Genomic DNA, 15,224 nt, shown 5'->3' on the forward strand with positions numbered 1-15,224 from the left:
CGGCCACATCTGCGCATAGCGTCGCAGGCATGAACGAGCGAATGATCCGCATCCGCGGCGCCAGATCGAACAACCTCAAGTCCCTCGACCTCGACGTGCCGCGCGGGACCCTGACCGTGTTCGCGGGCGTGTCGGGCTCGGGGAAGTCGTCCCTGGTGTTCGACACGATCGCCGCCGAGGCCGGCCACCAGGTCAACGAGACGTACCCGCCGTTCCTGCGGAACCGGCTGCCGAAGTGGACCCGGCCCGAGGCCGACGAGATCTCCGGGCTGTCGCCGGTGGTCGTGATCGACCAGCGCCGCCTCGGCGGGAACGCCAGGTCGACCGTCGGGACGGTCACCGACACGTGGACGTACCTGCGGCTGCTGTACTCGCGGGTGGGCGAGCCGCACCTCGGCGAGTCGAACCGGTTCTCCTTCAACGACCCTGCGGGCATGTGCCCGACCTGCTCGGGCCTCGGCGAGGCCCTGGAGATCGATGTGGACGCCTTCCTCGACCTCGGCAAGACCCTCAAGGAGGGCGCGATCCTCCTGCCCGGCTTCGTGGACGGCGGCTACTGGCACTCCAAGTACACCGAGATCGGGGTGTTCCCGGTGGACGCGCCGCTGCGCGACTGGAGCGAGGGCGAGCGCCTCGCGCTGCTGTACGGCGGCGAGCACTGGCCGCCCGGCGCGAAGCCGCCGGCTGACTACGAGGGCCTGGTGGAGTGGTTCGAGCGGATCTACCTGCGCACGTCAGACAACCTCTCGGACCGCAAGCGGGAGGCCATCGACCGGTTCACGCGCTCGGCCACGTGCCCGGACTGCGGGGGCGAGCGGCTCAACGCCGAGGCCCGGGCCGTCACGGTGCTCGGCCGCAGGCTCGGCGAGCTGGCGCTGATGGAGGTCACCGAACTCGCGGACTTCGTTGCGGGCGTGAAGGACCCGGCGGTGGCGCCGGTGGTGTCGGCCCTGGTGGAGCGGCTGCGCGCGATGGACGGGATCGGGCTCGGCTACCTGCACCTGGGGCGAACCACGACGAGCCTGTCCGGTGGGGAGTCGCAGCGGATCAAGACCGTGAAGCACCTGGGCAGCAGCCTGATCGAGATGCTGTACATCTTCGACGAGCCTACGGTGGGCCTGCACCCGCACGACGTGGACGCCATGGTCGGGCTCTTGGAGCGCTTGCGCGACAAGGGGAACACGGTGCTCGTCGTCGAGCACGACCCGGCCGTGATGGCGGTCGCCGACCGGATCGTGGAGATCGGGCCCGACGCGGGCACGGACGGCGGGCGCGTGGTGTTCCAGGGGGCGTTCGACCGGCTGCGCGAGGCCGACACGCCGACCGCCCGCGCGCTCGCGCGGCGCGCTCCGGCCGACCGGGCGCCGCGCGAGCCGAACGGCGCGGTGAAGGTCGCCGACGCCCGGCGGAACAACCTCCAGGATGTCACGGTCGAACTGCCGGCCGGGGTGCTGACCGTGCTCACCGGCGTCGCCGGCTCCGGCAAGTCGAGTCTCGCGGCCGAACTCGTCGACCAGCACGGCGCGGTCGTCGTCGACCAGCGGCCCGTGAGCACCAACCGCCGTTCGACCCCGGTCACGTACACCGGGATCGCCGCGCCGATCCGCAGGCTGTTCGCGAAGGCGAGCGGCCTGCCCGCCAAGTACTTCAGCGCGAACTCCGAAGGCGCCTGCCCCGACTGCAAGGGCCTGGGGATCGTCTACACCGACCTCGCGTTCATGGACGGGCAGGAGACCGTGTGCGAGACGTGCGGCGGCCGCCGGTTCACCGCCGAGGCGCTGCGGCACCGGGTCGACGGGCTCACCATCGCCGATGTGGACGATCTGACCATCGCCGATGCGCTGCAGCGGCTTCCGGACCCCGCGATCCGGAAGGCGCTGCGCGGCCTGGAGCGGGTCGGCCTCGGCTACCTGCGCCTGGGTCAGCCGCTCACGACCCTCTCGGGCGGCGAGTGCCAGCGCGTCAAGATCGCGAAGGAGCTGCGGGACGCCGCCGAGCCGACGCTGTACGTCCTCGACGAGCCGACGACCGGGCTGCACCTGCGCGACATCGACACGCTCGTGGAGGTGCTGTTCCAGCTCGTCGACGGCGGGCACACGGTCGTGGTCATCGAGCACAACCTCGACGTGATCCGCCGCGCCGACTGGATCGTCGACATGGGACCGGGCGCGGGCCGCCACGGCGGACGGATCCTGTACGAGGGCCCGGTCGCCGACATGCGGGGAACGGCGACCGCGCGGGCGCTCGGACAGGGCTGAGCGGGTTTCGGACAGGGCCGATGCGGTCGGCCCGCCACCCGGTCGGTGGCGGGCCGGCCGCTCCGGCGGGCGAGCGGGGCCGGGTTCGGGCCGGGTCAGGTCCGGTCGTCCCGCGTGGACGCCCGGTGGAGTCGGATGGCGGAGGCGAGGAAGAAGAGGCCGCCGAGGGTCGCGTACCCGGCCGGGCCGGTCAGGGAGGCCGCGTCCGTGCCGGCTTGGAGGAGGAATCCGGTGCCGGCGATCGTGGAGAGGGCGCCGCTGAGGATCTGCGGCCACTGGCCGCCGAGCCTGCGGCGGCGGATCGCGACGATGAGCTGCACGATCCCTGCGGTGATCGCCCAGGCGCCCCAGACGCGGAGCACGGCGGGGAGGCCCGAGGCGGCGGCGAATGCGAGCCCGGTCGCGGCGAGCAGGCTCAACGCCATGTTGACGGCGAGTGCGGCGCGGTTCTCGGTCGACGCCCGGAAGTCGACGACCGCGGCGGCGACGTCGAAGAGCGGGTAGAGGATCAGCAGCGCGGTGGCCGCCGGGCCGAGCGTCGCCCCGGTGGCGACGACCAGGGCCGCCCAGGCGGCGGCGAAGCCGAACCTGACGTAGTACAGGTTCCGCAGTGACATGGCGAGGCCGGCGGGCCGGGTGCCGAGGTCGGTGGTCATGGGAGTCCTCTTTCGCTGGTGAATCGATGTAGAGTGACTAGTCATTCTACTTGAGGGATGATACGCACGACGGTCCGGAGCGAGGGAGGCGGGGGCGGGGGCACGTATGATCACGACCGTGAAGACCTCGATGCGCGACCGGCTGGTTGAGGCCGCCATGCAGCTGTTCTACGCCTCCGGGCTGCGCGCGGTGAGCGTCGACAAGGTCATCGAGGCCGCGGCGACGACGAAGGTGACCTTCTACCGCCACTTCAAGAGCAAGGACGACCTCGTCGTGGCGTACCTCGAGCGTCGCGCCGCCTTGGAGCGCGAGGGCATCGGCGCGGCGATCGCGCACGGCGGGGGCGACCCCGAGAGCGTCCTGCGGCTGATCGCCGAGGCGCTGGGGGTCATCGCCTGCGAGCCGGGCTTCCGCGGGTGCCCGTTCATCAACGCCGCGGCCGAGTACCCCGATCCGGAGAGCCCGGTGCGCAAGGCCGTCGACGAGCACCGGCGGTGGTGCAAGCGGACCTTCGCCGAACTGGTCGCCCCCCTGCGACCGGCGGACCCCGGCGCCGTGGCGGACGACCTGATGCTGCTGCGCGACGGCGCCATGGTCGCCGGCTACCTCGACGAGCCGGAGGCGGTCGCCGCTTCGTTCCTGCGCAGCGGCATGGCCGTCATCGGCGCCGCGGACCGGGTCTGACGCCCGCGCCCCGCATTCCTTGCACCCGGCGGGACCGTCACCTGACCGCGTTCACGGGCGGGTGCCCGCTGTCGCCTCGACCGAGGGCCGTGATCCGCTCGGCAGAAGTCACCGGCCCCGGCACTGGTGCCGGGGCCGGTCCGTGCGGCTACAGGGTCCAGTGCTGGTTGGTGCCGCCAGTGCAGTCGTACTGCTGGAGTCGTACGCCGTTGGCGGTGCCGGAGCTGATCACGTCGAGGCACTTGCCGGAGTGGCGGGCGACGAACTCGACGTAGCCGCCGCCGGCGTCGCGGACCAGCCACTGCTGGTTGGTGCCGCTGCCGCACGTCCACTGGATCGCCCTGGCGTTGTTGGCCGTCGAGGCGCCGCTGATGTCGATGCACTTGCCGGAGGCGCGGGAGACGATCTGGACATACCCGCCGCTGACGGCGCGCAGTTCCCACTGCTGGTTGGCGCCGCCGTGGCAGGTGTACTGGATGATCTCGGCGCCGTCGACGGTCGAGCCGCTGACCACGTCGACGCACTTGCCGGAGACGCGGCTGACGATGTCGCTCGCCTGGGGGACGCCGACGTCGTCACCCCAGCCGTGGCGGATCCGGTCGGCCCCTGAGGGGTTGCGGATGGTCAGGTTCAGGTCGGTGCCGCTGCCGCTGACGGCGAACATCGAGTACCAGTCGTAGCCGATGGAGCCGGTCTTGCCGCCCAGCGCGGGCCAGTAGGTCGAGCCCATGTCGAGCTCGCGCGCGGTGTCGGTGACGGCGCGGATGTACCGGACGAAGTTGTCGGTGCTGGAGGCGTTGGCGTAGTCGAGGCCGTTGTTCATGGGCGCGCCGAACTCGGTGAGGACCGCACGGGAGGCGCAGGAGCCGAGGCCGTCGCGGAAGCTCTGCACCCACCCGGCGTAGTCCTTGGTGCCGTAGAAGAACGCATAGTGGTGGTAGGACAGGAGCGTGCCGGCCAGGCGGGAGTCGGCGCAGACGGGCTTGACGTCCTGGCTGAAGCCGGTGCCGCCGATGAGGATGCGGCCCTTCGGGATCGAGGGGCGGGCGCTGACCCAGGCGGCGGCGACGTTCGTCCACTCGGTCGCGCTGTAGCCGTGCGGCTCGTTCATCGGCTCGAAGTAGACGAGGCTGTTGGACCCGTACTGGGAGGTGACGGTGTTCCACATGCTGTTGAAGGCGTTCATGTTCGTGATGCGGCCGCCGGAGGCCGCGCCGTCCTCCCAGTAGGCGAGGATGACCTTGAAGCCGCGCGCGGTGGCGGCGTCGATGGTGCCGCGGTAGGCGTTCCACCAGGTCGTGCCGACGGTGTGCGTGTTGACGGGGAGGCGCACGGTGTTGGCGCCCATGGTCGAGGCCATGTCGGCGTAGATCGCGTCGGCCTTGGCGCGGACGGTGTCGTAGCTGTCGGACTGGCTGAGCCTGTCGAGGACGAGCGGGCCTTCGACGAAGTTGTCGCCCAGCACCGCCCAGTTGAATCCGCGGAACTGGTCCGTGGCGGCGGTGGCGGGCGAGGCGGTGCCGAGGACTGCGGTCGGCACGAGGGCCAGGGCGGTCAGGACGCCGAGCAGGAGGCGGCGGAGGCGGCGACCGGGAGGAGCAGATGCGTTCATGTGGACGGCCATTCTCTTGGTCTTTTGCAAGGGGTGGAAGTGAATGTGCGCGCTAACATCCGTCCGAATTATGACATCGCTCTCAAGGCCGGGTCAAGCATTGACGGGCATCAATTTGATGGGACTCCTCTCCGAACTTGCCGGGCGGGGCGCGAGGCGCCGTCGGTCCGCGGGGGGCGGGCCCGGCGTCAGTCGTCGGGGCGGTCCCGGACCGCGGCGTACCGGCGTGCCAAGGCCGCGCACGCGTCGAGGAGTTCGGGCGGGCCGACCACTTCGAAGTCCGCTTCGAAGGTGCCGAACAGCGCGGCCAGCCCGATCCACGACCACGCCCCCATCGTGAGCCGACACCGGTTGGGGCCGAGGTCCTCGACGATGGCGCCGCCGGGCGCCCAGCGGGCGACCAGGGACGCCGGCGTCTCCAGGATCGCCTCCCCGTAGCAGGCCCAGTCGTCGGCCGTGTCGCCCCGGTCGACCTGGCAGCGGACGTACTCGGCGATGTCCGCCGCGGGCAGGGCGCGCGGCGTGAAGCGAAGGCCCGTCCGCATCTTGGGGGCGATGCGGTCCACGCGGAAGGTCCGCCACGCGCCGCCGTCCAGATCCCAGGCCACGAGGTACCACCGGCCGCTCCAGACGAGCAGGCGGTGCGGCTCGACCCGCAGCGGCGGCGACCATGCCTCCGCTTCCCCTGCGCGGCGGTCGGAGCGGCGGTCGAGGCTGTTGTCACCGTGGTAGTCGAACCGGATGACCTCCCGTCGGCGGACGGCGTCGCTCACGGCATCGAGCACGGCCGCGTCGACGGGCCGGGCGAGGAACTCCCAGGAGTTCGCGACGGTCGTGACCTGCATGGTGTCGATCTTGTGGCGCAGCCGGGCCGGCATGACCTGCCGGATCGTGGTCAGCGCCCGGGCCGCGGCCTCGGCGCTGCCGGTGACGGTCTGCGGGGCGAGCTGCAGCGCGAGTGCGACGGCCACGGCCTGCTCGCCGTCGAACAGGAGCGGCGGCGGCTCGGTCCCGGCGCCGAGGCGGTAGACCGCGCCGCGCCCTTTCGTGGCGTCGACGGGGTAGCCGAGCGCGCGCAGCCGGTCGACGTCGCGGCGGACGGTGCGCCCGCTGACGCCGAGCCGCCCGGCCAGGTCGGGTCCGGGCCATTCGGGCCGGGACTGCAGCAGGGAGAGGAGCAGGAGGAGTCGCGCCGCGGTGTCCGTCACCGGTCGATTGTGGCAGCAAAGGCGGACCGGTCCTGTCCGCTGAGCCGGGCACGCTTCCCCGCATGACCACCACCGCACCGTCGGGCCACCGTCCGACCAGTACTCCCCCGCAAGTGATCGGCGGCCGCGCGGCCGCGATCGCCGTCCTCGTCGTGCTCGTCGCCGACTTCATGGACCTCCTCGACGCGACCATCGTCAGCGTCGCCGCACCCGACGTCATGCGCGACCTCGGCGCGAGCGAGTCCGCGCTCCAGTGGACGGTCGCCGGCTACACCCTCGCGATGGGCGCCGCGCTCATCACCGGCGGCCGGGTCGGCGACCAGTTCGGCAGGCGGCGGGTCTTCCTGCTCGGCCTGGCGGGCTTCGCGACCGCCTCGATCCTGTGCGCTCTGGCCGCCACCCCGGCCGTGCTCATCGCCACCCGCGTCCTGCAGGGCCTGGCCGCCGGGCTGATGGTGCCGCAGGTGTTCGGCATCATCCGGTCCTCGCTCGCGCCGGGCGCGCGGGCGAAGGCGTTCGGCGCCTACGGCGCGGTGCTCAGCCTCGCGTCCGTCGCCGGTCCGCTGCTCGGCGGCCTGCTCGTCGACGCGGACCTGTTCGGCCTCGGCTGGCGCGCCGTCTTCTGGATCAACGTCCCCGTCGCGGCCGTCGGCCTCGCGCTCGGCGCCAAGTACCTTCCGGATTCGCGTTCGGACGCGCGCATGCGACTCGATCTGCCCGGGGCCCTCGCCGGCGCCGCGGCCACGGCGCTGGTCCTGCTGCCGCTAATCCAAGGGCGGGAATGGAACTGGCCCTGGTGGAGCTTCGCCATGATCGGCGCCGGCGCCGCCCTCGGGGCGGCGGTGCTCGTGTGGGAGCGCCGCGTCGCCGCCCGCGGGGACCGGCCGGTCTTCGATCCGGCGCTGCTGCGGGTCCGGGCGTTCTCCGGCGGCCTCGCCGCGTCGGCGCTGTTCTTCGGATCGATCGGCGCGTTCTTCTTCCTGTTCGCGATGTATCTGCAGTTCGGCACCGGCCGCACTGCGCTCGAGACGGGCCTCGTGATCCTGCCGTATGCGATCGGCGCCCTGATCACCTCGGGAATCGGCGTCCAGTTCGCCGCCCGGATCGGCCGGGCCCTGCTCATCGGCGGCTCGCTCGTGCTCGCCGCCTCGCAACTGCTCCTGCTGGTCCTCGTCCGCGAGGACGCGGATCCCGGCTACTGGCTCCTCGCGCTGCCGCTCTTCGTCGGCGGGCTCGGTCTCGGGCTGACCGCGCCGTCGCTGATCAACGTCATCCTGGCCGGAGTCCCCGGCGAGGACGCGGGCTCGGCCGGGGCGGTCCTGACCACCGTCACCCAGGTCGGCGGCGCCGCCGGCGTCGCCGTGCTGGGCGCGGTGTTCTTCGGAGCGCTGGAAGGCGGCGCGGCCGGCCCCCTCGACGGGTACGGCCGGGCGCTCGTGACGATCCTGCCCTGGCAGGCCGCCTGCTACGTCCTCGCCGCGGCCCTCATGCTCCTGCTGCCGAAACGCGCCGACGCGCAGGCCGACCACTGACGGGAAGCGGGATGCTCGGGCGCGATCGGCCGGCTGGGCGGCCCCGTCGCTTGAGTCGAGCGAGGCCGGAGTAGCGAAGGTCCGCCCGCTCACGGCGCAGGTCGCGAGCTGACGAGCTGACGAGCTGACGAGCTGACGAGCACAGCATGAGGCCTCCGGCCGGATCCGGCCGGAGGCCTTCAATGCTCCTGAAACGGCCTAAAGGCCCTCCAGCCTCACGGGGAACTTCAGGATCGTCGCCACGTCGCTCTGGGGTTGTCCCGGCAGCGACAGCGGGGTCTCCTCCTTGAGCTTGTAGCGGGCGCCCTTCGGCGGGAACCCGTTCAGCTTCGCCACGAGCGTGGCCGCGCTCCTCGCCGTCAGCGACAGCGGCTCCTCCGTGTCGGCCGGCAGACCCAGGACCTCGGGATACCGGACCGTGATGGTGAGCGCGGCCTTGAGGGTGTGGTTGAACTTCGGCGACTCCGACTTGTCGTGCCGCAGGATCGACCGCTCCCGGTTGTGGCGGCCGGGCTCGATGGCGATCGTGACGCCGCCCTGCTTCGCCGGCGACGTCAGGTAGAACTCGGTGATCCTCGTCTGGACCGCCGAGGGGTCGCCCTTGCTCGACTCGATCTCGAAGGTGGCCTTGCCCTTGAGCGGGCCGGTGTTGACCTTCTGGCCCGCGAAGACCAGCTCGATTCCCTTCGAGGTGAGATCCACCTCGTAGGTCGCGCCAGGCGCCGGAAGCTTCGGGACGACCTGCTCGGTCCTCCGCGCGGCTACGGCGACCCCCGCGACCGCCACACCCACGGCCGACGCCGCGATCGCTCCCGTCGCGACGCGCCGCACGACCTTTGCTCGCTTCTTCTTTGACGTCTGCATCGACGTCTACCTCCAATGGAGTAGCCAATATGACGGTTTGAGGTTATTCACGAACCGGCTCCATGTCTCCGAATCGGTGAATCCGCATGAAAACCAATGCCCGTGCGCCACAATCCGGTAGCTTCGGGGCGCGCGGACGCAGGCTCGCGCGCGCTCAGAATGCGGCGCACGTTCCGGCGGCGGCCGGGAATGCCAGTTTTGTCATTTCCGACAGCGCATTCCGCTATCCGATGTCGACGATCGGTCCTCTTACCAGGAGGCGTTCAGGCGGTCCTGTGCGCCGTGGACCGCCTCGCGGATCTCGTCGGCGAGGCCGTACCGCCCGTGCTCGGCGAAGAGCGCGGTGCGCATGAAGGTGAGGGCGCGCAGGCGCCCGTAGCGGTCCACGGTCGCGCGGCAGAGTCCGCTGGCCGAGTACGCCTCGCACCGGAACGAGTCGCCCCCGCCCTTGCCGGAGCCGATCTCGGGGAAGGCGTCGTGCAGGCGCAGTTCCTTCGCGCGGGCCCATCGCTGCTTCTCGGCGGCCACCCAGGCGCGGACGACGGCCGCGCCGATCGTCCTGCCGCCCATGCGCTCCACGCCGCGCAGCAGTTCGAGGGCGTGCAGCCGCCCGTCGAGGCCGATCGTCACCGTCGCCGTCGAGCCGTCGTCGGTGCCGGTGAACGCCAGGTCCGCGGCCAGGTCCTCGACCGGGCGGGAGCCGACCGCCGCCGGCGTCCGCGACGCCGCCTCGACGATCCGGTCGGCCCGCCCGCGAAAGCCCGGGTGCAGCTTGGCGATCTCCCGGATGACCAGGTGCTGCGCGGTGAGGACCTGCCGCGGGTTCATCCCGCCGCCCGCGACCCCTTTCACGGTCGAGCGCAGCACCCGCCGCACCCCTCCGGCGTACTGCGGGTGCCGCTCCGCCACCCGTTCGGCGAGGTCGTGGACGGCCTCGCTCGAGGGGTGCGCGCCGAAGTGGTGGGCGAACGCGGTGTCGTAGACGCGGTTCACCGTGTCGCGGTAGGCGCGGCGCTCCTGGTCGGGCAGTTCCCGGTAGGCGATGCGGGCCTCGCGGGCGCCGGTCTGGATGTACGAAACGAGCGCCCCGGGGCCGGGCACTGGTCGGGGCATCGGGGTCCTCGGGTCTGGGCGCGGTCGAACACGTCGACGGCGGATCGGGCGGAACCCGCCGAGTGTACGAAGCCGCGCCCAGGCGCTAGGCGAGGGCCGCCGAGAGGTGCGATTCGCCCGGTTCGGCGAGGACGAGGTCGGCGCGGCGGTCCTGGTAGGTGATGCGGTAGTCGCCGAGGAAGCCGTTGAAGCGGAGCCGGCCTTCGGCGTCGGTGGCCATCGTGGTCGGCGGCGTGCCCCATTCGTTGTTGACGAGGTGGTGGAGGCGGTCGTAGGAGGGCTTCGGGGTGCCGTCGGCGCGCACGAAGCCGCCGGGGGCGCCGAGCCACATGCCCGCGTCGTTCATGCCCCAGTAGGTCACCGCCTCGACCGAGGGGTGGGCGAGCAGGGTCTTGTAGTGGCGTTCGATCTCGTCGGCCTGGCGCGCTTCGCCTTCGGGGGTGGAGGGCCAGGAGTCGACCTGGTAGTCGTTGAGGTCGACGATCTCGGGCGGCATGATGCTCCCGGAGAGGATCGTGGTCTCGGTGAAGTGGATCGGGAGGCCGTAGCGCGAGAATCGGTCGAGGATCGCCTCGGTCTTCTCCTCGCCCCAGTAGCCCTGGTGCATGTGGCTCTGCAGGCCCAGTACGTCGATCTTGATCCCGGCTTCGAGGACGCCTTCGATGAGGCACTCGTAGGCCGCGGACATGTCGAAGTCGTTGAGCAGCAGCACGGCGTTCGGGCCGGCCTCGCGCGCGGCGTCGAAGACCATGCGCACCATGGGGATGCGGCCGATGTCGCGGCACAGGCGGGTGATGCCGTTGTCGTACTTGTCGAAGATCGGCATGATGACGACCTCGTTGATGACGTCCCACATGTCGATGACGCCCGCGAACTGGGCGACCTCGCGCTTGATGCGCTCGACCTGGACGCGGGCGATCTCCTCGTTGTCGAGGTCGAGCAGCCAGTCGGCGGTCACGGTGTGCCAGGCGAGCGGGTGGCCCTTGACGGGGTGGCCGCGGTCGACGAACCACTGCGCGGCCTTGAGCAGGCGCTCGGTGTCGGGGTTGCCGCGCTCGGGCTCGAAACGGCCCCAGTAGAACGGGAGGGTCGCGAAGTTGAACAGGCCCTCCCACAGCTCGGCGTTGCGGGCGGCGCGCTCGGGGTCGGCGTCGGTCCCGTTGGCGTGGTCGATGACCTCGAAGCCGGTGCATCCGAACAGGAACCGGTGCCGCGTCTGCTCCACGACCACTTCGCGCCCGGCGAGGGGCTCGCCGTCGAGGGTGAGCTCCACGGTCGCCTCGGCGGTGCGGTGCTGCTTGATCCGACCGGAAGTTTCAGACATGTCAGGGCTACTTTCCATGGAAGTTTCAGTCCGACATGTATTCCAGCATCCCGACGGCCGCAGGTCAAGAGATAAGGCCCGGCTCAAGAGACGGGTTCCAGGTCGAGGGATACGACGACCGCCCTGCGCCGTTCGGCGCAGGGCGGCGCGGTTCAGGATTCGCGGACTACCAGGCGTACGCCTCCGGGGCGGCGCCGCCGGGGCCGGGGAAGAGCTCGTCCAGGGTCGCGAGGTCCTTCTCGTCGAGGTCCGCGTCGAGCGCGGCCACCGCGTCCTCGAGCTGCTCCACCGTCCGGGGGCCGATGATCGGGCCGGTGACGCCCGGCCGGCTCAGCACCCAGGCGAGGCCGAGGACCGCGGGGGCGATGCCCTTCTCGGCCGCCAGCGCCTCGTAGCGCTCCAGGGCCGGGCGGTGCTTCTCGACGGCGGCGGCGACGTGCTCGCCGGCGCGGCGGCCGCTCTCGGCGGTCTTGGCGAGGACGCCGCCGAGGAGCCCGCCCGCGAGCGGGGACCAGGGGATGACGCCGAGGCCGTACTGCTGGGAGGCGGGGATGACCTCGAGTTCGATGGTGCGGTTCACGAGGCTGTAGATCGACTGCTCCGAGACGAGGCCGAGACCGCCGCGCTTGGCGGCCTGCTCGTTCGCCTGGGCGATCATCCAGCCCGCGAAGTTCGACGAGCCGGAGTAGACGACCTTGCCCTGGGCCACCAGGACCTCGACGGCCTCCCAGATCTCCTCCCAGCGGACCGAGCGGTCGACGTGGTGGAACTGGTAGAGGTCGATCCGGTCGGTCTGGAGCCGCCGCAGGGACGCCTCGACCTGGGCGCGGATGCTGTAGGCCGACAGGCCGCGGTCGTTGGGGCCCTCGCCCATCGCGCCGTAGACCTTGGTGGCGAGCACGATCCGGTCGCGGGCCTCGGGGCGGGACGCGAACCAGCGGCCGATGATCTCCTCGGTCCAGCCCTTGCGCGCCCGGCCGTACACGTTCGCGGTGTCGAAGAAGTTGACGCCGAGTTCGAGTGCCCGGTCCATGATCCGGTGCGCGTCGGCTTCCTCGGTCTCGGGACCGAAGTTCATGGTGCCGAGGACGATCCGCGAGACCTTCACGCCCGCGCGGCCGAGCTGGGTGTATTCCATGGCTCCTCCAAATGGTCGACGGGACCCATCCTAGACCCGGCGGGAAAGCCCTTTCAGGGCTCGCGTTCGAGGAGGGGCCGCACCTGCGGCGCTGCCGTAGACTGGGTCGGCCCAACGCGTTGAGGGGAGTCCCGGTGGCATCCGAGGTCGTCGTCGTGCACGCCAATGAGACGCCGCCGCCGTGGTGGGACGCGGCGGTGTTCCTCGCCGGGCCGCTGCCGCGCTCGGCCGACGTGCCTTCCTGGAACCCGGAGGCGATCGGGCACCTGCGGGAGCGGTGGCGCCATGACGGGCGGCTGGTGGTGTTCACGCCGGAGCTGCGCGAGGGCGTGCTCGCCGACTACACCGGCCAGGTCGAGTGGGAGCACCGCGGGCTGCACGACGCCGACGTGATCCTGTTCTGGGTGCCGCGGGACCTGGAGACCATGCCCGCGTTCACGACCAACATCGAGTGGGGTGCCTGGTACGACTCCGGGAAGGTCGTCTTCGGGGCGCCCGCGTCGGCGCCGAAGAACGAGTACCTGCTGCACCTCGCCGAGGCGAGCGGGGTGCCGGTCGCGGACCGGCTCGACGCCGCCGCGGCGGCCGCCCTGGACATCATCGGGGCCGGGTCGCGGCGCGAGGGCGGGGAGCGGTCGGTGCCGCTGCTGGTGTGGCGCACGGACAGCTTCCAGAACTGGTACGGCGCACAGCGGGCGGTGGGCAACGTCCTCGAAGGCGTCCGTCTGGAGTGGACGTTCCGGGTGGGGCGCGACCGCGAGGCGGTGATGTACTGGGCCGCGCACGTCCAGGTCCGCGTGACCGCGGAGGACCGCGTCAAGACGAACGAGGTCGTGATCTCGCGTCCGGACACGGCGCAGGTGCTGCTCTACCGGCCCGGAGCCGCGGTGGACGAGACGGTGGTCGTGCTGGTGCGCGAGTTCCGTTCGCCCGCTTCGACTCCGGACGGGTTCGTGCACGAGCTCCCGGGCGGCAGCAGTCGCGAGCAGCCCGACCCGGCGGTGCAGGCGCTGGAGGAGGTCCAGGAGGAGACCGGGCTGACGCTGGCCGCCGACCGCTTGCGGCCCATCGGGTCCCGGCAGGTCGCGGCGACGGTGGCGGCGCATCGCGCGCACCTGTTCGCCGCCGAGATCACCGACGCCGAACTCGGGTGGCTCCGCGACAGGCAGGGCGTCCCGCACGGCGAGGGCGACTCGGAGCGCACGTGGATCGAGATCGCGACCTACGGGGAGATCCGGAGGCGGTCCCTCGTGGACTGGGCGACGCTCGGGATGATCGCTCAGGTCCTCGACGGGCCGGCCGAGCGCCGTCAGTCGCAGACGCTCGGGTCGGAGCCGCTGTAGGAGTAGGTGATCGTGATCGGGTCGCCCAGCGCGTGCTGCTCCCCCGCGGCCGGTTCCTGCTCGATCACCTCGCAGTCGTCGTACCAGGGCCCGAAGAGGCCCTCCTGCTCGCCTTCGCGCGCCACTTCGGTGAATCCGGCCCCGTTCAGGGCGTCCTCGGCGGCGTTCGCGGTCATGCCGGTGACCTCTGGGACGGTGCCGGCGGTGGCGCTCTCCTCGGGGCTGTCGTCGGCCGTCTCGCTCGCGGTGGCCTCGTCCTCCTCTTCGTCAGAGGCCACGGCCTGGGGCGATCCGGGGGCCTCTTGGCCGCCGACGCCGGAGCCGCCGGCTTCGTCGGTCGAGGACGCGGTGTCGCTGGTCGCCGGGGTCGGGGACGGTTCAGGGGAGGTCGAGGCGCTCGCTTCGGGCCGGTCGTCGCCGCCGAGCTGGTTGCCGAACACGGCGCCCGCGGCGACCAGGGGCAGCAGGACGGCTGCGAGGACGCCGATGCGGCGGGCCGCCTTGCGGCGCGGTCGTCCGTCGGCCTCGACGGCCGGGGCGTTGGCGAGCGCGACGATCCGGGCGCCGTCGGCGAGGGCGGCCTCGGGGAAGGCGGGGACGGCCGGTTCGAGGCCGGTCCGCTCGGCGAGCACGGCCGCGAGCAGCGGGGTCCGGCTGGCGCCGCCGACGAGGATGAGGCCGGTGACGGCGGCGCCGGCTTCGGCGATGGCGCCGACGACGAGGTCGGCGGCCTGGTCGACGAGCTGGCGGATGCACGACTCGACCTCGTCGCGGGTCAGGTGCAGGTCGCGCTCGCCGACCGGGAGCGGTACGCCTGCCCTGGGGCGCTTGGAGATCAGTTCGCGGGCGGCTCGGATCTCGCCGAGCAGGGCGGTGCGGAGCGCCTCCTCCTCGGCGTTCGCGGGGGCGTCGACCTTGTCCCAGAACTCGGGGTCGGTGTCGCGGTAGCGTCCGGAGAGGTACGCGAAGAGGAGCTGGTCGAACTCGCGGCCGCCGACTTCGGCGGTGCTCGCGGAGGCGCGGTGCTGGAACTCCTCCTCGCCGCGGACCAGGACCGACACGTCGAACGTGCGGGCGCCGAGGTCGCAGACGGCCAGGCCGGCGCCCGGTGCGAGTTCGCGCCCGAGCCCTTCCGTGTAGCAGATCGCGGCGGCTTCGGGCGCGGCCATGATCTCGACCTCGCCGAGCCCGGCCTCGCCGGCCAGGTAGGCGAGCTCCTGCCGACGCGCCGGGCCCCACGATGCGGGCACGGCGAACCCGACCGGGACCGCTCCCCCGGCCTCGTCGCGCGCGGCGCGCACGCGGTCGAGGACGGCCTCCAACGTGGCTTCGCCGTCGAGGCAACGGATCTCGGATTCCTGGTCGCCGCGTCGAATCGACAGCGTGACGCTCGAGCTCCCGAGCTCGACGCCGATCGCGGTCGCTACCGGGGTGTGCTGCATGAACCGAGTCTATGAACCCGGATAGACCGCCTTTGATCTACCTTGCACT

General features: G+C 71.9%; 12 protein-coding genes. 4 read left to right on the plus strand and 8 right to left on the minus strand.

What is annotated here, in order from left to right; all coding sequences use genetic code 11:
* Positions 1-29: 29 nt before the first annotated feature.
* Positions 30-2,258, plus strand: coding sequence for an ATP-binding cassette domain-containing protein (locus GFD30_RS10025; protein ID WP_153025038.1), 2,229 nt, complete (start codon positions 30-32; stop codon positions 2,256-2,258).
* A 95-nt stretch (positions 2,259-2,353) separates the two neighbouring features.
* Here the strand turns inward: GFD30_RS10025 and GFD30_RS10030 are convergent, their stop codons facing one another.
* Positions 2,354-2,914: a DUF308 domain-containing protein gene (locus GFD30_RS10030; protein ID WP_153025039.1), complete on the minus strand. Its 561-nt coding sequence runs from the start codon at positions 2,912-2,914 to the stop codon at positions 2,354-2,356.
* Between the two features lie 106 nt (positions 2,915-3,020).
* Here GFD30_RS10030 and GFD30_RS10035 point away from each other — a divergent pair, with 106 nt between their 5' ends.
* Entirely contained in the window at positions 3,021-3,599 is a 579-nt protein-coding gene (locus tag GFD30_RS10035; protein ID WP_153025040.1) for a TetR/AcrR family transcriptional regulator, read from the plus strand.
* Positions 3,600-3,747: 148 nt separating this feature from the next.
* Here the strand turns inward: GFD30_RS10035 and GFD30_RS10040 are convergent, their stop codons facing one another.
* Entirely contained in the window at positions 3,748-5,211 is a 1,464-nt protein-coding gene (locus GFD30_RS10040; RefSeq protein WP_153025041.1) for an RICIN domain-containing protein, read from the minus strand.
* Positions 5,212-5,399: 188 nt separating this feature from the next.
* Positions 5,400-6,419: a helix-turn-helix transcriptional regulator gene (locus GFD30_RS10045; RefSeq protein WP_322633129.1), complete on the minus strand. Its 1,020-nt coding sequence runs from the start codon at positions 6,417-6,419 to the stop codon at positions 5,400-5,402.
* Between the two features lie 62 nt (positions 6,420-6,481).
* Between GFD30_RS10045 and GFD30_RS10050 the strand changes: the two genes are divergently transcribed.
* Positions 6,482-7,951 carry an MFS transporter gene (locus tag GFD30_RS10050; RefSeq protein WP_153025042.1) on the plus strand — a complete coding sequence of 490 codons (1,470 nt, stop codon included), beginning with the start codon at positions 6,482-6,484 and terminating at the stop codon, positions 7,949-7,951.
* A gap of 198 nt (positions 7,952-8,149) precedes the next feature.
* On the opposite strand, the gene GFD30_RS10055 is transcribed toward GFD30_RS10050, so the two are convergent.
* From GFD30_RS10055 to GFD30_RS10070, 4 genes are all read right to left on the minus strand, one after another.
* On the minus strand, positions 8,150-8,815 hold the full coding sequence (locus tag GFD30_RS10055; protein ID WP_153025043.1) for a hypothetical protein: 666 nt from the start codon (positions 8,813-8,815) through the stop codon (positions 8,150-8,152).
* A gap of 249 nt (positions 8,816-9,064) precedes the next feature.
* Entirely contained in the window at positions 9,065-9,928 is an 864-nt protein-coding gene (locus GFD30_RS10060) for a hypothetical protein (protein WP_153025044.1), read from the minus strand.
* 85 nt (positions 9,929-10,013) lie between these two features.
* Positions 10,014-11,252: an endo-1,4-beta-xylanase gene (locus GFD30_RS10065; RefSeq protein ID WP_153025045.1), complete on the minus strand. Its 1,239-nt coding sequence runs from the start codon at positions 11,250-11,252 to the stop codon at positions 10,014-10,016.
* Between the two features lie 166 nt (positions 11,253-11,418).
* Entirely contained in the window at positions 11,419-12,390 is a 972-nt protein-coding gene (locus GFD30_RS10070; protein ID WP_153025046.1) for an aldo/keto reductase, read from the minus strand.
* 134 nt (positions 12,391-12,524) lie between these two features.
* Here GFD30_RS10070 and GFD30_RS26890 point away from each other — a divergent pair, with 134 nt between their 5' ends.
* Entirely contained in the window at positions 12,525-13,733 is a 1,209-nt protein-coding gene (locus tag GFD30_RS26890) for a nucleoside 2-deoxyribosyltransferase domain-containing protein (RefSeq protein WP_322633130.1), read from the plus strand.
* Here the strand turns inward: GFD30_RS26890 and GFD30_RS10080 are convergent.
* Positions 13,700-15,175 carry an Hsp70 family protein gene (locus GFD30_RS10080; RefSeq protein WP_153025047.1) on the minus strand — a complete coding sequence of 492 codons (1,476 nt, stop codon included), beginning with the start codon at positions 15,173-15,175 and terminating at the stop codon, positions 13,700-13,702. The genes GFD30_RS26890 and GFD30_RS10080 overlap by 34 nt on opposite strands.
* Positions 15,176-15,224 lie beyond the last annotated feature (49 nt).

This window comes from Glycomyces albidus, from assembly GCF_009451885.1.
GTDB lineage: Bacteria > Actinomycetota > Actinomycetes > Mycobacteriales > Micromonosporaceae > Glycomyces > Glycomyces albidus.